The sequence below is a fragment of the Vibrio kyushuensis genome, assembly GCF_050337325.1.
In the GTDB taxonomy this organism is placed as follows: domain Bacteria; phylum Pseudomonadota; class Gammaproteobacteria; order Enterobacterales; family Vibrionaceae; genus Vibrio; species Vibrio kyushuensis.
Map to the genome: position 1 here is coordinate 264,314 of NZ_JAKJSV010000002.1, position 22,863 is coordinate 287,176.

At 42.7% G+C, this 22,863-nt stretch carries 14 protein-coding genes; 7 read left to right on the forward strand and 7 right to left on the reverse strand.

Features of this window, described 5'->3' with window-relative positions; all coding sequences use genetic code 11:
- Nucleotides 1-75: 75 nt before the first annotated feature.
- Nucleotides 76-726: a DUF2057 family protein gene (locus L4D20_RS01210; protein ID WP_428799739.1), complete on the reverse strand. Its 651-nt coding sequence runs from the start codon at nucleotides 724-726 to the stop codon at nucleotides 76-78.
- 421 nt (nucleotides 727-1,147) lie between these two features.
- Between L4D20_RS01210 and L4D20_RS01215 the strand changes: the two genes are divergently transcribed.
- Together L4D20_RS01215 and L4D20_RS01220 are read left to right on the forward strand one after the other, a co-directional pair.
- Nucleotides 1,148-2,545 (forward strand): tryptophanase, encoded by a 1,398-nt coding sequence (locus L4D20_RS01215; protein WP_428799740.1) that lies wholly within the window; start codon nucleotides 1,148-1,150, stop codon nucleotides 2,543-2,545.
- 335 nt (nucleotides 2,546-2,880) lie between these two features.
- Nucleotides 2,881-5,424: a glycosyl hydrolase family 18 protein gene (locus L4D20_RS01220; RefSeq protein ID WP_428799741.1), complete on the forward strand. Its 2,544-nt coding sequence runs from the start codon at nucleotides 2,881-2,883 to the stop codon at nucleotides 5,422-5,424.
- A 173-nt stretch (nucleotides 5,425-5,597) separates the two neighbouring features.
- Here L4D20_RS01220 and L4D20_RS01225 read toward each other — a convergent pair whose 3' ends face one another.
- The 4 genes from L4D20_RS01225 to L4D20_RS01240 all read right to left on the reverse strand — a co-directional run bounded on the left by L4D20_RS01225 (nucleotide 5,598) and on the right by L4D20_RS01240 (nucleotide 11,788).
- Nucleotides 5,598-7,715 carry a type I secretion system permease/ATPase gene (locus L4D20_RS01225; RefSeq protein WP_428799742.1) on the reverse strand — a complete coding sequence of 706 codons (2,118 nt, stop codon included), beginning with the start codon at nucleotides 7,713-7,715 and terminating at the stop codon, nucleotides 5,598-5,600.
- 18 nt (nucleotides 7,716-7,733) lie between these two features.
- On the reverse strand, nucleotides 7,734-9,644 hold the full coding sequence (locus L4D20_RS01230; RefSeq protein WP_428799743.1) for a bifunctional diguanylate cyclase/phosphodiesterase: 1,911 nt from the start codon (nucleotides 9,642-9,644) through the stop codon (nucleotides 7,734-7,736).
- 5 nt (nucleotides 9,645-9,649) lie between these two features.
- On the reverse strand, nucleotides 9,650-10,315 hold the full coding sequence (locus L4D20_RS01235; protein WP_428799744.1) for a transglutaminase-like cysteine peptidase: 666 nt from the start codon (nucleotides 10,313-10,315) through the stop codon (nucleotides 9,650-9,652).
- An 81-nt stretch (nucleotides 10,316-10,396) separates the two neighbouring features.
- Complete coding sequence (locus tag L4D20_RS01240; protein WP_428799745.1) at nucleotides 10,397-11,788, reverse strand: HlyD family type I secretion periplasmic adaptor subunit; 1,392 nt, start codon at nucleotides 11,786-11,788, stop codon at nucleotides 10,397-10,399.
- A 242-nt stretch (nucleotides 11,789-12,030) separates the two neighbouring features.
- Between L4D20_RS01240 and pdxH the strand changes: the two genes are divergently transcribed.
- On the forward strand, nucleotides 12,031-12,666 hold the full coding sequence (gene pdxH, locus L4D20_RS01245) for a pyridoxamine 5'-phosphate oxidase (RefSeq protein WP_428799746.1): 636 nt from the start codon (nucleotides 12,031-12,033) through the stop codon (nucleotides 12,664-12,666).
- 74 nt (nucleotides 12,667-12,740) lie between these two features.
- On the opposite strand, the gene L4D20_RS01250 is transcribed toward pdxH, so the two are convergent.
- Together L4D20_RS01250 and L4D20_RS01255 are read right to left on the reverse strand one after the other, a co-directional pair.
- Nucleotides 12,741-14,564 carry an SUMF1/EgtB/PvdO family nonheme iron enzyme gene (locus L4D20_RS01250; protein ID WP_428799747.1) on the reverse strand — a complete coding sequence of 608 codons (1,824 nt, stop codon included), beginning with the start codon at nucleotides 14,562-14,564 and terminating at the stop codon, nucleotides 12,741-12,743.
- Nucleotides 14,565-14,740: 176 nt separating this feature from the next.
- Nucleotides 14,741-15,844: a PEGA domain-containing protein gene (locus L4D20_RS01255; protein WP_428799748.1), complete on the reverse strand. Its 1,104-nt coding sequence runs from the start codon at nucleotides 15,842-15,844 to the stop codon at nucleotides 14,741-14,743.
- A 427-nt stretch (nucleotides 15,845-16,271) separates the two neighbouring features.
- On the opposite strand from L4D20_RS01255, the gene L4D20_RS01260 reads away from it, so the two are divergent.
- The 4 genes from L4D20_RS01260 (at nucleotide 16,272) to putP (ending at nucleotide 22,685) form a co-directional block, all read left to right on the forward strand.
- A complete protein-coding gene (locus L4D20_RS01260; RefSeq protein WP_428799749.1) occupies nucleotides 16,272-17,099 on the forward strand; it encodes an AraC family transcriptional regulator in 828 nt (275 codons plus the stop codon).
- A 184-nt stretch (nucleotides 17,100-17,283) separates the two neighbouring features.
- The gene (gene putA / locus L4D20_RS01265; RefSeq protein WP_428799750.1) at nucleotides 17,284-20,397 is read left to right on the forward strand and encodes a bifunctional proline dehydrogenase/L-glutamate gamma-semialdehyde dehydrogenase PutA; all 3,114 of its coding nucleotides are present in this window, start codon (nucleotides 17,284-17,286) and stop codon (nucleotides 20,395-20,397) included.
- A 10-nt stretch (nucleotides 20,398-20,407) separates the two neighbouring features.
- On the forward strand, nucleotides 20,408-21,106 hold the full coding sequence (locus L4D20_RS01270; protein WP_428799751.1) for a 1-pyrroline-5-carboxylate dehydrogenase: 699 nt from the start codon (nucleotides 20,408-20,410) through the stop codon (nucleotides 21,104-21,106).
- 88 nt (nucleotides 21,107-21,194) lie between these two features.
- The gene (gene putP, locus L4D20_RS01275) at nucleotides 21,195-22,685 is read left to right on the forward strand and encodes a sodium/proline symporter PutP (protein ID WP_428799752.1); all 1,491 of its coding nucleotides are present in this window, start codon (nucleotides 21,195-21,197) and stop codon (nucleotides 22,683-22,685) included.
- Nucleotides 22,686-22,863: the final 178 nt, after the last annotated feature.

Here is a 22,863-nt window from a genome sequence, read left to right on the forward strand (position 1 = left end):
AAAAAGTAGATGAATTCAATAAGTGCCATGCAGTCAAATTGTTAAACTGCATGGCTGAATAGGTGCTAGTACAGGCTATTTGTTTATGTGAGCTTTGAAGCGAGCTTTGGTCTCTTCATCTGCTTTGTCATACCAAAAGTGAAGCATCTCTTCTGCTGTGTCTGCTGACCCTGATTTTTCAGGTAATTGTACCGGAACAGGCTCGGGCAGAGTCACAGGTATAGCAACCCCCATTGCTGTAATTGCAGCAATACCGCCAGCTCGGTTGTAGTCTTCGACTTCACGTTGGTAATCGCGACCAATTTGCATACCGTCTTTCATCAACTTATCTTGTTTTACTTCAATGGATTGCTCCGATGTATTAACAAGAGCCCAATCAAGATCTTTGATCTGCGCTTGTGCTTCCCTTTCATTACGGAATGTCGGAAGAGAGAATGTTAGCTCTTCATCTTGGGCATCAAATTTAGCAATGATGGTGTCGCCTTCTACCGTAATGCGGTCGTTACTCTTATCAAAGTAAACGTTGTGTCGAAATGCGATCTGGTTTTCACCATTTGGCAGCGTTAATGTTTTTGTAGAGGAGAAAAAACCACCTGATAACTCAGGCTTTTCACCGTTTGCCGTGTATAGATCGATACTGTCTGGAATATTAATTGTGACATCAGCAAAGACAGATTGGCTAATGAGGAGTGCGCAAGTACAGGAGATTGTTTTTATTAGTTTCATTAAATTTTCCTAGCGTGAAGCTCAAAATTGACCTCATGAGATTGCCTAGTAACGGAGCTAAAGGCAATAGAGCAATGTGAGAAGTCTGAAAGTTTTTTGCTGATTATTGATGTGACTGATTGTTCTAAGCTTGAGACATTCGATGTGCTTGTATTATGAGCTATAGTCAATGTAATGGAATTACACGCAATCAAAGAGGCAGAGTCATGAGGACGTATTGTAAGCTCGACAGCACGCCACAGTTACTGCCTTGGTATAACCTTGATTATTGCTTGTCCCTTCTAAATAAACAGATCCTATAACTTCTTTTCTATCGATACGTCAGCGTATCTAAGCATTAACTGAACCGTCAAAGGTAACTGTTCTCAGCACGTAGCTTATACAGTGTTATTTGTATGAATTGCATAGAAAGGAAGTTCTCATGAAACGAATTCCGGAACCATTTCGAATCAAGATGGTTGAACCCATCAAAATGACCACATTTGAAGATAGAAAATCCGCGTTAGAAGAGGCGGGTCTTAACCCTTTTTCTCTTCGTAGTGATGATGTCTATATCGACTTACTCACGGACTCTGGTACTGGCGCCATGAGCGACCATCAATGGGCAGGTTTGATGATGGGAGATGAATCGTATGCTGGCAGCCGAAATTACTACCACTTGTGCGATGCCGTTGAGCACTTTTTCCGCTATAAGTTAACGGTTCCTGCTCATCAAGGTAGAGGGGCTGAGCAGATATTGTTTCCGGCTCTTATTGAACGCATGCGTCATGTCAGAGGCGGTGATAATCCGGTATTTATCTCTAACTACCACTTTGATACGACCGCAGGTCACATTGAACTAAACGGTGGCAAAGCAATAAATGTTCTAACGGAAGAGGCCTTTAACACTGATGTTCCATACGATTGGAAGGGAAACTTCAATTTAGAAAAACTTGAAGCGACGATTCGACAATACGGATCTGAAAATATTTGCGCCATTATAACCACGGTAACGTGCAACAGTTCAGGTGGCCAACCGGTTTCAATGGAGAACATGCGGGCCGTGTATAAAATCGCAACCCATTATGATATCCCCGTGGTCATTGATTCTGCGCGTTATTGTGAAAATGCCTATTTCATTAAGCAAAGAGAGGAGGGCTATCAAGATACAAGCATCTTAGAGATCATTCGAGAAATGTACCAATACGGCGATATGCTGACCATGTCCGCGAAAAAAGATCCGTTAGTCAATATCGGTGGTCTTTGCTGTATTCGGGATCATGAAGAGCTGTTCCAAGCAGTGAGAATTCGTTGTGTACCCATGGAGGGTTTCGTGACGTATGGCGGTATGGCTGGAAGAGATATGGAAGCCCTTGCTCGGGGGATGTATGAGGGAGCAGATGAAGATTACTTACATTACCGCATTAGCCAAGTCGCCTATTTGGGTGAACGCTTAAAAGAGGCTGGAATTCCAATTCAGGATCCCACGGGTGGACACGCTGTATTCGTTGATGCAGCTAAAATTTTACCTCATATCCCACCAGAGCAATTTCCAGCGCAAGTTCTTTGCAATGCGTTATACCTTGAAGCGGGGATAAGAGCGGTGGAAATAGGCTCTCTACTGCTAGGTCGTGACCCTAGTACAGGAGAACAAAAAACGGCAGAACTAGAGCTAATGAGATTAACTATTCCGAGGCGAGTCTACACTAATGACCACATGGACTATATTGCCGACGCAATCATTGAACTTGCAAAAACAGCGGGCCAATTAAAAGGGCTTAAGTTTGAATATGAACCACCAGTGTTACGGCACTTTACTGCAAAATTTTCCTCAATATAAGTGAGTTTATCTAACCTAATTCAGCCCTTTAGTTACCCTTTGAACAAAGGGCTGTAGCACGTATAGATGTTTTTTCCACTTCATTCTGCCATTTTTATTAAATATTGACTCAGTATTACTTTTGAGATGCAACATATTGCTAACAATTGTTTATTTTTTATTCATGACTCGAAAGTGAGTTTATTTTTTTGCACTAATAAATAAGTTTCTCGAATACTAAGGTTGATGTTCTTCAATTCCCACATTGGGAACAGAATGTGCTGGCACACGCATAAAATTGAGCAATAAAAATAGTGCCCACAACTTTATTGAAATATTCAAGGAACGATAACGATATGAATCGTATAACTATCTGTGCAGCGAGTGTCGCGATGAGCCTATCTGGCTTTGCGATCGCTGCTCCTACAGCACCTAGTGTCGACGTCTATGGATCGAATAACCTACAGTTTTCGAAAATAGAATTGGCGATGGAAACAACATCTGGTTACAACCAAATGGTGACCTACCATGATGAGGCTGATATTACTGTTAAGTTTAACCAGTGGAGTGGTGAGACTGGCGACACGTACAAAATCTACTTTGATGGTGTACAAGTTGCGACAGGGCCAATTTCAGGAGGCCAAACTGCGGCAAACTTTAAATACCCAACGGGCGGTTTATTTCAGATGGAGATCGAAGCCTGTGATGCGACCAGTTGTAGCAAAAGTAGCGCAGTAGAGATCACTATCGCAGATACTGATGGTGCACACTTAGCGCCACTTGCAATGAACATTGACACAAATAATAAAACTTATAATACCGATCCAAATACAGTTGTTGGTACCTATTTTGTTGAGTGGGGCATCTATGGACGTGATTACACTGTAGACAATATTCCTGTCGATAACTTAACCCATATTTTGTATGGGTTTATTCCTATTTGTGGCCCCAACGAGTCTGTAAAATCTGTTGGTGGTAATAGCTATAACGCATTAATGACAGCATGTAAGGGAGTCAACGACTACGAAGTGGTTATTCATGACCCTTGGGCGGCATTCCAAAAGAGCTTTACGCAAGCTGGGCATGAATACAGCACGCCAATTAAAGGCAATTACGCAATGATGATGGCGATGAAGCAGCGTAATCCAGACCTAAAAATTATCCCATCAATTGGTGGCTGGACATTATCTGACCCGTTTTTTGATTTCACCGTAAAAACAAACAGAGATACGTTTGTCGCATCAGTTCAGAAATTCCTAAAAACGTGGAAGTTTTATGATGGCGTAGATATTGACTGGGAATTTCCTGGCGGTGGCGGCGCAGCAGCGGATCTTGGTGACCCAGTTAATGATGGTCCAGCTTATGTTGCTTTGATGCAAGAGCTACGAGCTATGTTAGATGAGCTTGAGGCGGCAACAGGCCGTACTTATGAACTGACATCGGCGATTGGTGTTGGGCACGACAAGATTGAAGATGTGAATTATGCAGATGCGGTTCAATACATGAACTACATCTTTGCCATGACGTACGACTTTTACGGCGGTTGGAACAATGTTTTAGGGCACCAGACTGCACTTAATTGCGGTAGCTTTATGCGTCCAGGTCAGTGTGATGGCTCAGGCCTTGATGAAACGGGTGAGCAGTATAAAGGTCCTGCTTATACTGCTGATAACGGCATTCAATTACTATTAGCGCAAGGTGTACCAGCTAACAAGTTGGTTTTAGGTACGGCAATGTACGGTCGTGGTTGGGAAGGCGTGATGCCAGAGTCACTGACTGATCCTGCTGATCCTATGACAGGTGTTGGTAATGGCAAGTTAACTGGCACAACAGCACAAGGTGTTTGGGAAGATGGCGTTATTGATTATAAAGGCGTGAAAACTCATATGCTGGGCGCAAATAACGCGGGGGTTAATGGGTTTGAGTATGGCTATGATGAACAAGCAGAAGCGGCTTGGGTTTGGAACCCAACATCTGGAAAACTGATCACCTTTGATGACGACCGCTCAGTTAAAGCAAAAGGTGCTTATGTTCGAAGCTTAGGCTTAGCAGGGTTATTCTCTTGGGAAATAGATGCGGATAACGGTGATATTTTAAATGCTATGCATGAAGGATTGGCGGGTGGTACTACTGATCCTGTTAATCGTAAGCCGACTGCGAGTGCAGGTGTTGACCAAATTGTTGTTGGCCCCGCTACCGTTTCTTTAGATGGCAGTGCTTCAAAAGATACTGACGGAACAATCACTAGCTACTTTTGGGAGCAAGCTTCTGGTACGGCTGTGTCTTTGATTAATGCTACTTCAGCATTAGCAAGTTTTGACGCTTTAGAAGTGACTCAATCTGAAACTCTTACATTCACTTTAACAGTGACAGACAACGAAGGTGCTACAGCGAGTGATACGGTAGTTGTGACCGTTAACCCAGTTGATACCGGCCCTGTTAATACAGCACCTGTTGCAGCCGTAACCGCGCCATCACAAGTTAACGCAGGTGATGTTGTTGTGATCGATGCATCAGGCTCAACCGATGCGGAAGGTGATATTCTAACGTACTCGTGGACTGTACCAGCGTCGTTAGGTGCAACAATAGACGGTGCTACAGTGAGTTTTGTGGCGGCGGAATACACTCAAGATACAACGTTAAGCTTCTCTGTATCAGTTAGTGACGGGGCATTAAGTTCTGATGCATTAGCGAATGTATTGGTTCTGAAAACGTCGTCAGGAGGTGGTGCTTGTACCAACCTTTGGGAAACAGGCGCGGTTTATACCGGTGGCCAACAAGCTTCTTGGGCTGGGAAAGTGTACGAAGCGAAATGGTGGACAACTGGTGAAGATCCTTCTAAATCAGGAGAGTGGGGCGTTTGGAAAGAAGTTGGTGTTGCGGATTGTGCAACCAATTAATAGATAATTCGTCATACTCGATATTGTTTAATTGATATCGGTAGTAAAAAGAAAGCTCTGCTAATTAGCAGAGCTTTTTGTATTTAGGAGTAGAAGAACTTTGGCACTATAAACTAAATTTGATTGTGCATATGTCATTGCTACTACAACGAACGGAAAGTATCGCTAGAGGATTAACTCGTAGCGGTTCGAACCTTGCCTTGTTTTAAGTTTGTAAGTACTTGGTTCTTTGGCCCATCGGCAATAATACTCCCTTTTTCCATCACGATAACTCTGTCAACGATATCGAGCATAGATGTCTTATGAGTGATTAGAATTAAGGTTTCTTTTTCGGTCATTTGACCTAACTGATGTTTGATGTGCATTTCTGAACGGTTGTCCATTGCACTAGTCGGTTCATCTAGAAGGAGTACTGGAGGTCGTCCTAAAATGGCCCGAGCGATTGCAACGGCTTGGCGTTGACCACCAGACAGCAATAAACCACCTTCACCAACTTGGCGCTCTAAACCTGCAGGATCTTGCTGAGTAAAGACCGTTACACCCGCGCGATTGGCCGCGTCCATAACGTCTCTATCATCTGCAAGAGGACGACCAAGCGTGATGTTATCCCGAATAGATCCATAAAATAGGTTACTGTCTTGTGGGACACAGCCAATGTTTCGCCTGATATCGATGTGGTGCAGTTGCTTTATATCCGTATCATCAATTCTCACGCTGCCTTCTGTAGGCTGATATAAACCCATGATCAGACGCTCGAGAGTGGTTTTTCCTGAGCCAATACGACCTATAATCGCTACCTTCTCACCTGGATTAATGGAAAGGCTAAGATCACGTATTGAAGCTACGGGTGAATCAGGATAACTAAATGTCACACGGTCTAATTCGATTTTTCCCTGAACAATTGGCCTGTGTATGTATCGCTTTCCTTCTTCTTGTTCATCGGGCATTTGCATGACTTGTTCAATAATAGTCATTGAAGATTTAGCTTGGTTATAACGGGTTGACAGTAAAGAGAGCTGAACCATCGGGCCAATGGCTCGTCCACTAAGCATGGTTGCAGCGATGAGTCCACCCATTGTCAGTTCGCCTTCTGCAATTAAATAAACACCGACGATAATCATTCCAACGTTAGAGGCTTGCTGAACAAATCCGGCGGTATTTTGAATACCATCGGTAATGCGTTTACTCTTAATATTCCAATTCGCCATGTGAGCAACCGCCTCTTCCCAGCGATATTGGAATTGACTTTGCGCACCGAAAAGCTTGACGGTTTCAAGCCCCGAGATGCTTTCTATCAGGTTGGCATATTTTTGAGAGGCGAGACGAGATCCCTCTTCAATGGCTCGACGAAGTGGCCCTTGAATAAGCAGTGAGTAAATAACGAGAATTAGTACACCAACGATAGGAACATAAACGATATCACCGGCCATTAACCAGATAAGTACCAAAAACAGCAATGAAAAAGGAAGATCAATTAAAGACGAAATAGTCGCTGAAGTGAAGAACTCTCGTATTGATTCAAACTCTTGTAAATGCCGAGCAAATGCACCAACAGATGGTGGCTTAGATTCCATACGGATGCCAAGAACTTTACTAAATAGCTTCGAAGATATCAGGATGTCGGATTTTTTCCCTGCAACATCAATGAAATAACTACGAAGTAGCTTTAATGTAAGGTCAAATAAGAAGATAACGAAAATACCACTCGCCAGAACCCAGAGCGTCTCAAAGGCCAAGTTAGGGACGACTTTGTCGTACACTAAACGAGTAAACATAGGGGCTGCAACAGCGAAGATATTAATCAGAATTGAAGCGATGAGAACATCGCGATAAATCTTCTTTGATTGCCAAATTGTTCCCCAAAACCAGTGTCCTTCACGTGTTTTTAATACTTCTGGTGATCGCTCATCATAACGAAATTGCTTTTTGACTAGAAAGTATCGACCAGTAAATTGGGTCTCCAGATCCTCCAACGAAATGACAATGGGAACAAGCCCTGATTCGCCCGTTACGATCTCTGCTTCTTTGTTATCAGCATTGATGCTGTTCAATACACAGGCGTCGCCACCTTTAAGAAGCAAAACAACTGGGAGGATAAGGTCGGGGATTTCGTTAAGTTCAGCTCGATTTTCTTTTGCGACGAGGCCAGCACGCTCTGCTGAGCGTGGAAATAAAAAGGGTGTTAATTTCCCTTCTGATAACGGCAATCCATTGATCAACGCTTCAGGGGAGTTTGCTAATCCATAATAGCGGCTCACATAAATGAGCGAATTGAGTAGCGGGTCCTGCATTCAGTTAAACCTTCAATGTTATTTATCGACAATAAAGCCTTGGAAAACTTCAATAAAGTGCTCAGACAAGAAGTCGAGCTGTGTTTGCGTCTCTACTCTAGACGCGATGGTCTTAATGCCAAGGTTATGGGCAGTTCGAGAGATTGAGGTTAAAGTGAATTTCTGTTTTTCATCATCTAAATGGTGAGTGAATAGGTAATCAAGCTTCACATAGGCTGGTCTGAACTCATTAATATAATCAAGAGATTGGAAGTTTCGTCCGTAGTTATCTACACCAAATTCAGAACCAGCATTACGAACGGCATTACAAAACAGAGCCGTATGGTGTGGTGAGGTGTTGAAACATGTTTCTGGGATCTCGAAATGTAGCTTGTCAGCCACAGATTCGTGTTTAGCCAGTTTTTGTCCTATCCAACGAATGAAGCTTGGTTGAGCGATACTAGATTGCGAAATGTTGATCGCTATAGGGTCGACAAGTTCTTTGTTTTCAAGCTTATCTATCATTGCTGTAATGACGAATTCATCAAAGATGTGGCTTGCGTTTAGCTGCTCAAGAGCAAATAGATATTGGTTGGCACTAAATCGTTCGCCATCTTTTTCAATGGAAGAAAAGACTTCTCGGTGATAGGTTTGTCCCCAGCTATTGTTGGCTGCCTGAAAGCGGAATTGGAAAAGGTTATTGTGAATGGCTTCGTCAACCAATGCTTTCCACTGTTGTTTACCCATGAGGTTTTTACTGCTGTCGCTCGAAACGTACCCGTAGGCGATTTCCGGGTTTGATTTGGCGTTAGCGAGTGCATTATCAAGCAAACTCAAAATCTCAGTAGACGATTTCGATTCTTTAGTGTGAACAACGCCCAGTGACAAGTTAAGAGCAGCGGTTCCCGTTGGGTCAGAATTGATATCTTGGACATAGCTTAGCAAGCTATCAGCGACAATTTTAAGTTCACTGTCGTCCATGTTAGGGAAAATAAAACCAAACTCTTCTGTCGAGATACGAGCAATGGTGAGGTTAGGGAATGAGATTGAAATCTTTAGATGATCGGCTAATTGCTGAACCATGCCATCGCCAGATTCATAACCTTTCTCATCATACAGTTCTTTGATAAACCCAGCTTCAAGGATAGCAACCCCACCACTTGAATTTTCATTTAGCCAAGCGTTCAGCTGGTTCATATAGTAGGCGCGGTTACCGAGTTTAGACACAGGATCGATATATGCGCGTTCTCGTAATTGTTGTGCTTCCTTTGCTTGAGCTTGGAATGCTTTTTCGACTTGGGCCGACATTCGGTTGATCCCATCAACGACATAGATAAGATCTTTAGTGGCTGGTCTTGGAAGCGGTTCGCCAAATTGGTTCTTAGCGACTTGTTCCATCTTCTCTACAATGAGCTGCAGTGGTCTTAACGCGCGTTTAAGAATAAAGGCGATTGACACAAGACCAATGGTAAAAATCATGCTGAAGGCGATAACCAAGCGTTTGAGAGCAATCCAGAGTTGACTGTATGCTCCCCCAGGGTGACTAACAATTTCAACTTCCGCCAATTGCATCCAACCACTGGTTACAACGCGTCGATCGTGGATACGCTGAAAAAGATGTAAATCGGTAAACCACGTAGGAACATCGCTGGGTTTAACAGGGTAAGAGCGTAGAATCTCTTCCCCAGAGTCTAGGAAGATTAACCTAACAACAGCGTAGCTACTGCCATCGAAAAGGGCATTAATTACCGACTCAACCGCAACGGTGTCCTTATCTTCAAGATAAGGCGCAAGTGCTAACCCAACCGTGTTGATCGTGTTATTGACTTCAGAGCGTTGCTGCTGCTCTAGGTTATCTCGTGTGGTATTGAACTCGATAATAAATACTGATGCCATCAGCATAATAAATACCGCAATCATACCCGCGACAAGCTGTTTATATAGTGTCATGTTGCTTACTCATCGTAACTAACAATAGGTTTGTTAAGTTTTAGTGATCGTTCTCTTGCTCTTAGGTCGTTCCATAAGCTCAAGCGAGAGGATTTGCCAGCCAACTGGCCTTTTTTCGATTTCATCAGCCATAAGTTCTTACCGTTGAAACTGTATATTGGTAGTAGATCTTTTCGTTGTGAAGCTGGTTTAATCTGTCCGTTTATATTGTCTAAAATGACTGGTTCAGCACTTGGTGTAGAGTAGTACGCTAAAACCATATGAAACTGATTTAGTTCGATAGCTTTAACATAAACTAATCGAAGCTTTTTATCTGAAACACCTAGCTCAAGGAGGGAAAAATATTTCGCGATTGTGAAGTCTTCACAATCTCCTGCGTTACTTCCCAAAAACTCTAGTGGTGTCGCCCAGTAGTCTTTTTTTCCCCAGAGGTGAATGTCATTAACAAAATTGAGTTGGTTAAAAAATCGATTCACCTCTGTTAATTGATCTCGTTCGGGTAATCCATGAAAAATTGCGATCTGTTTGCGCCATGTTTCGACTCTTTTTCCGCCTCTTTCGCCATATGTACGACTTACGGCATCTACCCACTGTTGCTCTCTAGTATTTAGAGCAACAGAGCTAGTTGAAGTAAAAAGTACCAGTAGTAATACAAGGCAGTATTTATACATGACTACAAGTGCGTCAAAGTATTTAGGTGCACTAGGGCGATCAATTTCAGCATTTCTGATCCTTTAGAATATGAATTGTTGTCATTCTTTTAATGCGTTTTCTTTAGCACCTAATATAGGTTTTAGTAGATAATTCATGACAGTTCGCTTACCTGTAATGATATCAACAGAGGCTGTCATACCAGGGATTATGGGCAATGAATCATCTTCCCCAAGACCCGTATGTTCAGTTCGTACTCGCACAAGGTAATAACTATTACCTTCTTCATCTTGGGTTGTATCAGCACTGATATGTTCAAGTGAGCCTTCTAGTCCACCATACTTGGTAAAATCATAAGCACTAAATTTTACGATCGCTACCAAGTCTGGGCGTAAAAAAGCAATATCTTGTGGCGCTATTTGAGCTTCTACTAGCAAAGTATCTTCAGCTGGAACAATCTCGACAATGTCCATCCCTGGCTGTATTACCCCACCAACGGTATTAACGTACAGAGTTTTAACCGTGCCATTCACTGGGGATATAACAACAGTTCGATTAACTCTATCTTCAAGCCCAATCGTTGATTCGGTAATTGAAGAGAGTTTATCCTGTGCTTGATTGAGCTTTTCCTGCTGCTCAGAACGAAATTTCTGCGCGGCATCAATTCGACTGAGCATAGATTCTCTAATAGCAGACCGTAAAACGGGCACTTTTAATTCACTTGACGTCATTTCACGACGAGTATCATTCACTTGACGTTCTAACTTTAGTAATTCGATTTTAGGAACGACACCTTCATCTGCGAGAGGACGTGTAATTTCGAGTTCTTTTAGGGCAAAGCTGTAGCCTCTTTTGAGGTTTTTAACTCGAGCTTGAATTTCGACTAAATCTTGAAGTTTCTGAGTGACTTGTTGATCAATTACGGATATTTGGTTTCTCAAATTATTCAGATCTTGGCGGTACTCGGCAATTTGCCTTGCAACCAATTTAGGTTGTGCTTCGGATAAGATAGGTGGAAAGGCGAGTTTCCCATAATTTAAGGTAACGTTGGTGCGCCAGTTACTTTCATCGAAATCTTCATTAATGACAACACTAGTCATCGATGCTGATAGTTGTAGAACGTTTGCGGTTAGGTTGGCGACTTGTTGTTCGCGCTCGCGAAAATCGGAACGAAAACGAGTATCATCAATCAGTAATAGCTGCTGACCTTCCTCTACGAAGTCCCCTTCTCGCACGAGAATCTGTTTAACTAAGCCACCTTCTAAGTTCTGGATGACCTGAAGTTGAGACGAAGGAACGACTTTCCCTTGGCCCACGGTTACCTTGTCAATTTCAGCCCATGACGACCATGCGATCGCGATGATGAAGAAAAGAATCATGACCCACAACATGACTCGTGCGCTACTCGGAGTGTTTAGAAGTAGCGCAGCTGTTTTGTCATCAACATAATCTAATTCTGTAGGAGAGAGCTTTTCATAACTGCCTTTGCTCACGGTGTATCCTTACGATAACTATTATTCTATTGATTTTATTACTACTTGAGCCAAATGTTAAGGTTTTGATAACGATTATCAATCATATGTATTGGCTTTCGGTAATGCTTAGTGCCAGCTTTGTGACTCATCATTTAGTTTAGCAACCTTTTCAAAGTTCGTTTGCTGTGACATTTCTAACATCAGACTTGAGTTCTAGACGCTATCAGAGCACAATCGATGAAAAATAATCAGGAGTTGAAATGGAACTTTCAGATATTCGTCGTGAGTACGCGAAAGATGGATTGAGAAGAAGTGACTTAAACGCTAATCCAGTTGAGCAGTTCAATGTTTGGCTTCAACAAGCTATTGAAGCAAAGTTGACGGATCCGACTGCGATGACGGTCGCGACAGTCGATGAGAACGGGCAACCATTCCAGCGTATTGTGTTATTAAAAAATGCTGATCAAAACGGTTTTGTGTTTTACACCAACTTAGGTAGCCGAAAAGCACAACAAATAGGCGTAAATAATAAGGTGAGTCTACACTTCCCGTGGCACCCAATGGAGCGTCAAGTACATATTACTGGGACGGCTGAAAAATTGAGTGCGATGGAGAATATGAAGTACTTTACCTCTCGCCCTAAGGATAGCCAGATTGCAGCGATTGCCAGTCGCCAAAGTAGCCGAATCTCAGCTCGCGGAGTATTAGAGGGCAAATTTCTCGAGTTGAAGAAAAAGTTTGAGAAAGGTGAAATACCCGTACCAACATTTTGGGGTGGATTTCGAATTAGACCTGAAACTATTGAATTTTGGCAAGGTGGCGAGCGCCGCTTGCATGACCGTTTTTTGTTTTCTCAACATGACGGGCAGTGGGATATTGATCGACTAGCGCCGTAGGTCTGTTGTTTGTAAGTTATATAGAAAAGCCGCTAATCAATAGCGGCTTTGTTATTTTTATTGGTCAGAAAAGATTAGTTAATTTCTCTAATGATTCTAAACCCGACATAGTTGGATGCAGACTCTGGTGCAACAAACAGTCTTTCATGTGATGAGGCCATTGATGGAGAGAAGCTCCAAGCTCCGCCCTTTGACATGCCACGGCGATCATTGGTCCATTCCCATACATTACCAACAGTGTCATATAAGCCCATGTTGTTAGGTTTAAATGCACTTACTGGAGAGGTACTAGAGTTTGACCATGGTGTGCCACTCCAACCAGTATTCGCTTCGCCTGTTTTAAATTTGTCGCCCCACCAATAATTTGTTTCAGAGCCAGATCTCGCTGCGATTTCCCATTCATCTTCAGTAGGCAGACGATAGTTGTAACCGGTTTGTTCGCTAAGCCACTTTGTATAGGCTGTTGCGTCATTTTGGCTAATACAAACAACAGGGGAGTTCGAATATTGTTTGAAGCCAGGGTTTCGCCAGTAGCTATCTGGGATTGGCGTGATCTCAGATCGTTGAATCGTCGTACATACTTTGGTTAGCTCAGCATCAGTTTGGTAGTTGGTGCTATCGATGAAATTTTCAAACTGATTCACTGTTGTTGGTGTCGCTCCTATTGCGAAAGCATGATCAAGGTGAACTTGCTTTGAACCATGTTTTCCAATGAGATACGTTCCTGGCACAAAAGTAACTAGGCTAGGTGCAACTCCATCGCTAGACAATGCATCAGCAAATATATCGCCCGCTGCTAGTTCGTTCTGGTTCTCACGCAGAACAGCACGGAGCTGATGATCTGAATTTATTTTTAGCTCTTGGTTGAACGAGCTATAGCCTTCTTTGGCAACACTTATCATATGAGCGCCAACTGGCAGCATTATTTCAACAGGTGTACTGCCGTAGCTTACGCCATTCACTGATACGCGATCATTATGCTGATTCGAACGCACCACTAAATTAACCCAAGCGGTCTCTTTTTGCTTAACTTGGCTTTCATTGTATTGACCAGGTGCAAAACAGTACTGAGAATCAAGGCCAAGTAGGCTACAAGCAGTAACTTCAGTGGGCCTTGCATCTAATTGAACATCCATGACAGCGCGATAACGTTTACCATCATAAAAGCCTGATTCAATTGTTTTATGGCGTAATACATGAATGTTAAGAGAGACTTTATCTAGGTTCTGCTTAATCAGCTTTTCTTCTGTCGTGTCAGCAACCAACGTAGCTTGGAACTGATTGACGGATTTTTGCAGTGCAAGATCGACAGTTTGTTTGTCACATTGAGCAATCGTCATGTTGGCAGCGCAGACGTTAGTAAAGCTAACTTTTTGAGAGCCTGATTGTCTAAGTTCGTACTTTAATCGATCTGCTCGAGCGCGTAATTTAGAGCTGTCGAGGTGAGAGATATTCTCTTCGATCGCGGCGACGTTGCTTATTTTTGTCAGAAGAAGGGATTGTTGCTCTTGAAGCTTTTGCTCTGCGTCAAGACGTAAAATTTGGTTTTGCTTTACTTCAGCCCAAGCCTCTTGGTAATTAGTTTGAGAGGAAGTGAGATCGAGTTCCGGCTCATCGATCATGCGTTGATAGTCACGCTCTAGATTCGATTTCGCTTTCGCTAATGAACGATCAAGCTTTTTAGCCTGCTTATTGACGCTAGCTAATTGATCTTCTTGCTTATCAACTGCTTGCTGTTGGCTATCTCTGTCCTTTATAGCACTCGATAACTCAGCATGTTTAGTGAACAATGCATCATCTATTGCAATCACGGATGTAGGAACATCTTCTGCAATAGTAGAGGTTGCAACTAGACAAGGAGCGAGAGCTAGTAAGAGAGCGGGTAAACCTTGACGCATTGTTTTCCTACTTCATCAAATTAATAATATATGGCTGATTGTAAGTAAAACACCATTTTGTCTTAAGTCGCCGAGTGGTAGCTTGATGACAAAATGGTGTAGCTATTGAGTCCTTGTAAGAGCAAGTCGTTGTATGCTTAACCATAATTTCGACTTTCACTCAAATACCAGACTTATTAGCTTTGCTTACTTGGACGTAGTTTCACCCAAACGGTGTCATTACCATTAATAGTAAGAACACGATTGTAAGTTTCATATCCACTTTTAGATACGCTAACTTGATGACGTCCATTCGGTAGAACAACTTCAATAGGAGTACTACCGTAATCAACGCCATTGATAACGACAGAGTCATTATATTGATCTGAACGAACGGTTACGTTAGCCCATTTCTTATCGTTTTTCTTCGTAGTCGCTGCTGCTTCACCTCTTAAACAGTATCGAGGTGATACGTTAAGTAACTTACATGCTGCCACAGCTTCTGGTTTTGCTTGAAGCTGAGATTGTAGTTGGGTGAAGTACTCATTATTACCTTCAAAGCCGCTACGGATAACTTGGCTTTCTTGGATATGAATATTAAGCTGAACACCTTTAAGGTTTTGTTTCGCAATCACTGATTCAGTTAGATTGCCAAGCAACTTAGCTCTAAACGATTTTACTGCCTTTTGTTTAGTTAAGTGGCTACCTTGATTTGCACATTCGCCAAGTGTCATTGTTGTTGAACAAGTGGTTTTATAACTTGTTTCAAGAACATCACTTTCACGAAGCTCAGACTGAATTCGCTTAACTCTCGCATCGACACGAAGTTCTCTCAAATTTGAAAACTCAGTATTAAGGCGAGCTTGCTTTTGTTTTACTTGAGAAAGACGCATTTCTGCTTCAGTTATGGCTTGATCGTTTTCAAGCTTGCTCGATTGGTTTTCTTTAACCGCAGCCCAAGACTCCTGATACTTCTTCTGGAAAGAAATAAGATCAGTTTCAGGATCATCAAGCAAGCGACTGTATTGCTTGTCTAGCGCAGATTTAGCTCTGTTGCGCTTCGCATTAAGTTCTTTCTCATTGCGATTTAGACGAGCTTGCTCGTTTTTAAGCTGTTGAAGTTTGCTACCTTCAGCTTCAAATTCTGAAGAGATAGTATTCAGTTCGTTTTGCTTAATATTAATTTTTTCATCGATAGCGGCAACCGGATCGATCTGGTTGGCTTCTTCCGCGTTCACCGATAGAGATACCCAAAAAGGGATTAGCGCAAGCAATAGCGCTGGGATTCGACGTTTGATCATAGGTCCCTGCAACAAATTAACGTGTTAACCCACTTATTCATCAGTGGAAAAGACAAACTTTTGACGGGCTTTTGACTGCCTCATAACAAATATTTTGTTTCTATTTGTACGGAAAATTTATCAATAACAAGTCGATAGAAAAGTTTGGTAGATAAATTTTAAGTCGTACAACGTCCATTCTGGTCTTTATCTTAAAATATGCAAGCCTATAATTTGATGCAGCATCCATCTATATCGATTGAATAGACATGAACCGTAATTAATGTGCACTCGATCATTGTTCCTTTTGCTGTGGTGCTCAAATAAACATCAATCCCTATTGTGAGTGTGCGTATGTATTCATATTGTTATTCGTTAGCTACTCCTCATGCAATTTGCGATGGTTTTGCTGTAATATGCGAGATAACTACAGAGTAGAAAGCCTTAAATGAAAGATAATAATAAGACGACCAAATCAGATTTAATTGGCAGAGCCAATCTTTTGTCGCCAAAGCCAGCGGAATTAGTCACTCTACCGTCGTATATGGACTGTCATGACCATCAATACACTCAAATTGTGATTGGGCTAAAAGGAAAAGCCGAGTTTGAAGTTGCTGGCAAAGGCAACCTAGTTGGCCCAGGGCAAGGTTGTGTTGTGACATCAGGAAGTGATCATGCTTTTGGTGCTTTCGTTGGGAATTCACAAATATTGGTCTTGAATATGCCAATGCCTAGTGACGATGATCCTCTAATCTTGCAGAAGCTCAATCAACTGGCTAATTCGGACACTTACTTCCAGCTAGATGGACAGATTCAAAAAATCATTCAAATGTTGACCGTCGAAATGCAGTTGAACCCCGATGACCAGTTATTAAGCAGAGCATGCAATGACACGGTCATAGCGCTATTTCAGCGCCATATTTCTCATTTTGAGCACTCTAAAAAGGAATCTCGCTTTGATTTGGACGCTATTGAGCGCTATGTCGAACAGCATCTGACGCAAAAGATCTCGGTCGCTCAACTCGCTGGCAGCGTGTTTTTAGCTGAAAGCCAGTTCCATCATTTATTTAAAGAGCAGATGGGAATTACTCCTCATCAATACGTATTAGGTAAACGAATCGATCGGGCCAAATCTTTAATTGAGAAAGGGCAATACTCTTTAGGACAAGTGGCAGAGCTATCTGGGTTTTCTGGGCAAAGTACCTTCACTCACAGCTTTTCAAGGTTGCAAGGTATGTCACCAAGACAATATAAAAATATACATAATGTTAAGTGAAGCCAAATAATCCACACATTACATTGCTTAAATGAATGTGATTTTGTTTATGTTCTGTTAATTATCGTAGAAAACAGCAAAATACTCGGAGTTTTTGACAAGTAATCAACTCAAGCTCAAAATACACTGCCAGCCATGGTAGGAAATCTAAAGATTCTCTTTGGATGTGAGATTGAGGAAAACCATGTTTACAGCTACTGATGTGTTGAAAGCAGAGTTTATAGATCAGCCACTTGATACTTTGTGGTCACTGATCTCGCCACTCTATATGGTCGATGAATCCCAATGGCTTGAGCAATTATTACCTCTAGCAACGTCTTCTAATAACGAAAAACAGCAAATTGAAGAAAAGACGACGCTGCTAATTGAAGCTATTCGTGCGGATAAAAAATCGATTCAAATGATTGATGCGTTGCTACTTGAGTACAGCTTAGATACTCATGAAGGCATTTTATTGATGTGTTTAGCTGAAGCATTAATGCGTATCCCAGACAGCGCGACGGCTGACGCATTAATTAAAGACAAACTAAGCATTGCTGACTGGAAATCTCACCTGAAGAATTCAGACTCCGTATTTGTAAACGCCTCGACTTGGGGGCTGATGCTCACGGGTAAGGTTGTGGGGTTGTCTGGGAAAGAATCTAGTAGCCCGACTCAAGCGGTGAATCGCTTAGTGAATAAATTGTCAGAGCCGGTCATTCGCCAAGCCATGAATCAAGCCATGAAGATTATGGGGCATCAGTTTGTTCTTGGTCGAAGCATCGAGCAAGCACAGAAGAACGGAAAGCCACTGGTTGATAAAGGTTATAGTTACTCTTTTGATATGCTAGGTGAAGCAGCTCTAACCACAGCAGATGCGAATAAGTATTTCAAAAGCTACCTTATGGCCATCGAGTCTGTAGGGCGTCAAATACAGAGTCAAGCAAGCGGTTTACCTTCTTCTGTTTCGATCAAACTTTCAGCTCTTCACCCTCGATACGAAGTGGCTAATTCAGAACGTGTACTGACTGAGCTTTACGACACAGTCATCCAACTACTAGATCGCGCTGTTGAGCTAGACGTCGCTATATCGATTGATGCAGAAGAAGCCGACCGCTTAGAGTTATCACTGCACCTATTTAAAAAGCTGTATCAAAGTGACAAAGTAAAAGGCTGGGGTAAACTGGGGATCGTTGTTCAAGCTTACCAAAAGCGTGCATTGGCGGTTCTTGCGTGGTTAACGAAGCTTGCAAAAGATCAAGGCGACCTGATTCCACTTCGTCTGGTTAAAGGCGCGTACTGGGACACGGAAATTAAGTTGTCACAACAAGGTGGCTTTGCCAATTACCCAGTTTATACCCGTAAGGAAGCGACAGACGTTGCTTATTTAGCCTGTGCTCGCTTTTTATTAAGTGACACAGTGAAAGGCAATATTTTCCCTCAGTTTGCTAGTCACAACGCTCATACCGTTACCGCTATTTCAGTGATGGCGACTCATGATCAATTTGAGTATCAGCGACTGCATGGTATGGGTGACTCGCTTTATCATCATGCGAAAGAAGCTTATAAACAGTCTGTTCGTATTTATGCTCCCGTTGGAAGCCATAAAGATTTGTTGCCATATCTCGTTCGTCGATTGCTAGAAAATGGTGCCAACAGTTCTTTTGTCCACCGTCTGGTTGATGCTCGCTGCCCTGTTGATAGCCTAACTCAGCACCCGGTTGATATGCTCCTTGCGTACGACTCTTTAGGTAACCATAGCATCCCACTGCCTGGTGATGTTTTCCCTGAAAGAAAGAACTCTGCGGGCGTCAATATTGATATCGAAAGCGAAGCGACTCTGTTTGATGAAAAAGTTGCCTCATTCCTTGATAAACAGTGGCACGCTAGCCCAATCATTAACGGTGAGGATAAGAGTTCTATAGACGTTGTGACGGTTACTGCACCGTATGATCGTCGTATTGATGTCGGTAGTGTTGGTTATGCTAGCCTTGATCATGTTTCCGAGGCGATTGAGTGTGCCTCTGCTGCATTTAAAGGGTGGAATGAAACCGATGTAAGTGAGCGTGCTCAAGCGCTAGATACGCTTGCTGAACTGCTAGAGAGCAACCTCGCGGAGCTTGTTGCACTTTGTCATAAAGAAGCGGGAAAAACGATTCATGATGGTATTGACGAAGTTCGTGAAGCGGTTGATTTTTGTCGCTTCTATGCAAAACAGATAGAGAAGTTAGGCCCAACGAAAATACAGGGCTTTGATGGTACTCAGCAGATTGCTTCTAGAGAAGGCTTAGGCGTGTTTGTTTGTATCAGCCCTTGGAACTTCCCACTCGCAATATTCTTAGGCCAGATTACCGCGGCTTTGGTTGCTGGTAATACAGTGGTTGCAAAACCTGCGGAACAAACCAGTTTAATAGCAGATTTTGCGGTTAAATTGATGCATCAAGCAGGCTTTGCAAAAGACGCAATTCAATTGCTGCCAGGTAAGGGTAGTGAGATTGGTACTGCTCTAACCACGCACCCGGCCATTGCGGGGGTCGCGTTTACTGGTTCAACCATAACAGCCCAACGCATTAATCAATCTCTAGCAAAAAGAGATCAATCGCCAGTTCCATTTATCGCTGAAACCGGTGGCCAAAACTGCATGATTGTTGACAGTACGGCTCTGCCTGAGCAGGTGGTTCGTGATGTTATTCGTTCAGCATTTGCCTCCGCGGGTCAACGATGCTCAGCACTTCGTGTTTTATACGTTCAAGAAGACATTGCTGACCGTATCATTTCACTGATTCAAGGTGCGATGAATGAGCTCAGTGTTGGCGCTCCTTATCTACACAGTACCGATGTTGGACCTGTCATTGACACCTTGGCTAAAGAGAAATTACAAGCTCATATCGATCAAATGATGGTGACGTCGAAAAAAGTTGCCCAATTAACACTGGATGAAACGTGTGAGTTTGGTGACTTCGTTGCGCCATGTGCATTTGAAATAGAGAATATTTCGATTTTGGATCAAGAGCACTTCGGGCCAATTTTGCATATCGTCCGCTATAAAGCGCAGGAGTTAGCTCAAGTGGTTGAACAAATCAATCAGACAGGCTTTGGTCTCACAATGGGTATCCACAGTCGAAATGAAACGACATATCGATGGATAGAAAACCACGCAAGGGTTGGAAACTGCTATATCAATCGAGACCAAGTTGGAGCCGTGGTAGGTGTGCAGCCTTTTGGTGGTCAGGGCCTTTCAGGTACTGGACCAAAGGCGGGTGGGCCACATTACCTTTACCGCTATACACAATTGAAACTCACGGAAACGTCGGTTTAGGAGAAAGATCATGATGCATCAAATTACTCGTTACTCTGACTCCTATCTCGCGTGGGAAAGTTGGAATCAAGTCGATTATAAACTCAGAAGTAAGTACCTGCTATCAGCACAAGCAGAGATTGAAAAGGCAAAACCATCTCTGAGTGCTGTAATCAAGTTTCACGAACAACACGCTGCTAACTTTCTAAGCCAGTCGCATCAGTTGGTGGGGCCAACTGGAGAAACAAACGAGCTATACACTTCTGGTCGTGGAGTGGCGCTTATCATCCATGACAGTACGATTGCGAATTCTCGACTAGCCGTTGTTGCGCAACTATCAGCGGCATTATTAGCTGGCAATAGTGTGATTATGTGTAGTGATGATATGGAGTTGGTGTCGCTGCTAGAAAAATCGTTTAAAGCGGCATTGCTGCCAAGTAACGTATTGCAGTTTGAATCGCTAGAAGCCTACCAACCGTTACTTGAGACCAATATTCGAAGTGTTGGGTACATTGGTTCCATTGATACTGAAATTGGGATTAATCGCAAGCTGACAGCCCAAGAAGGCGCGATTGTATTACTGACAACAGAAACGGACATGTCAAAGCTAACAAGTGCGCAAGATCCTGCTTTATGCTTGCGCTTTATTACCGAACGAACTCGAACCATCAATATCACCGCAGTGGGCGGCAACGCTACATTGCTTGAGCTTGGAAACGAAGCTCACTAACAACGACAAGCAACAAGCTCTTTCAAAATGGCGCCCCGAACTATTGGGGCGTTCATGGAAGATTATTTTTATATAAGAGGAACAAAACATGGAAAATAGCTTTGCTATTACAACCACTTTTATTGCATATCTGATTATGATGATGGCAATAGGGATCATTGCATACCAACGTACGAAGAATTCTACCGATTACTTTTTAGGTGGCCGTTCATTGGGGCCGTGGCCTGCTGCACTTTCTGCAGGCGCGTCGGATATGAGTGGTTGGTTATTGCTTGGATTACCGGGCTATGCTTATGCCGCGGGTATCGAAGCGGTTTGGCTAGCGGGTGGTCTACTCCTAGGTACATGGGCTAACTGGTATATCAACGCTAAACGTCTTAGAACTTATAGCATCACCACTGATGCTCTAACACTACCTGAATTCTTATCGAGACGTTTTAACGATAACTCAAAGCTGATCCAGACTATATCTGCGTTTTTCATTTTGTTGTTTTTCCTTTTTTATACAAGCTCAGGTTTAGTGGCTGGCGGTAAATTATTCGAAACAGTATTTGGCTTAGATTACACCTACGCGGTGATTATCGGTACGTTATGTGTTGTTTCGTATACATTATTTGGAGGTTTCTTAGCTGTATCCTGGACCGACTTAGTGCAAGGGCTGTTGATGGCGGCGGCATTGATGATCGTTCCTGTAGCCGCAATGCAAGGCGGATTAGGTCAATTAACAACGGATTTAACTAATATCAACCCTGAGCTACTAACACTGTGGAATGACACGAAAGGTGAGCCACTATCAGCCATTGCCATTATTTCATTGGTTGCGTGGGGCTTAGGTTACTTTGGTCAGCCGCATATCTTGGCTCGTTTTAAAGCAACTCGCTCAAATAAAGACCTGACTACCGCTCGCCGTATCGCAGTGTTATGGACAGCATTGTCAATGGTCGGCGCGTTACTCGTAGGGTTGGTTGGTCTTGTTTATGTAACAAACTCGCCAATGGAAACCTTAGCAGACGGTGAAACAATATTTATGCTTCTAGTCGATGCGATTTTCCACCCGGTTATTGCTGGTATGCTTCTCGCTGCGATTCTAGCGGCAATTATGAGTACTGCAGATTCACAATTATTGGTGTCATCTTCTGCTTTAGCCGAAGATTTTTATAAACAAATCATTAATAAACAAGCAACGTCTGAAGAAATTGTCCGTATTGGTCGTTTTGCTGTTGTAGGGATATCTCTAGTTGCTCTTTTCTTAGCAATGAATCCAGATAGCTCTGTGCTTGATTTAGTTTCTTACGCATGGGCAGGATTCGGTGCAGCATTTGGCCCTGCGGTTGTACTTAGCCTTTACTGGTCGAAAATGAACCGTAACGGCGCATTGGCCGGCATTATCGTTGGTGGTGTGACCATTGTAGTGTGGAAGCAAATAAGCGGTGGATGGTTCGATGTGTATGAGATTGTCCCAGGGATTATTCTTTCAACAATCAGTATTGTGGTTGTTAGCTTAATGAGCGGAGAGCCTGAAGAAGAAGTGGTTCAATTACACGCTAAATTTGAAAAACAGTTGCAAGAATTAGACTAATAAATGAATGAACTGACGGGCTATTGTCAAACTTGAAGAAACAATGACCACAGCCTGACTGTTTAGACCGTTTTGCGTTTTAGTATCCACAATGTCCTGTTTATAGCAGGACATTGTTGTATTAAATATGAGACCCAGACGGTTTAGCTATTGTAATTAACGAAAGCACGGATTTTCT